This is a genomic window from Amycolatopsis kentuckyensis, assembly GCF_002155975.1.
GTDB classification, from domain to species: domain Bacteria; phylum Actinomycetota; class Actinomycetes; order Mycobacteriales; family Pseudonocardiaceae; genus Amycolatopsis; species Amycolatopsis kentuckyensis.
Genome location: NZ_MUMI01000232.1, coordinates 1 through 289, shown reverse-complemented (window position 1 = coordinate 289; position 289 = coordinate 1). Strand labels below are relative to the sequence as shown.

Annotated in this window: 1 protein-coding gene; it reads left to right on the top strand. The window is 69.9% G+C overall.

What is annotated here, in order from left to right:
* The coding region (locus CCN39_RS51850; protein ID WP_491844424.1) for a tRNA-specific adenosine deaminase at positions 1-174 on the top strand (174 nt) is incomplete at its 5' end.
* Positions 175-289: the final 115 nt, after the last annotated feature.

Genomic DNA, 289 nt, shown 5'->3' with positions numbered 1-289 from the left:
GCCCGCATCGCCCGGCTGGTGTTCGGGGCCTGGGAGCCCAAGACGGGCGCGGTGGGGTCGTTGTGGGACGTCGTGCGTGACCGCCGTCTCAACCACCGGCCCGAGGTGCACGGAGGCGTGCTGGTCGAGGATTGCGCGGGGCTCCTGGAGACGTACTTCGCGACGCGTCGCTGATTTTTGGGTACTCCTCCGGTATGACGATGAAGCACCGGATCCAGCAGGCAGTGGGCAGCGCTCGCGAGAAGGCCGGCCTGGCGACCGGCAACCGCCGTCTGGAGGCATCGGGCCG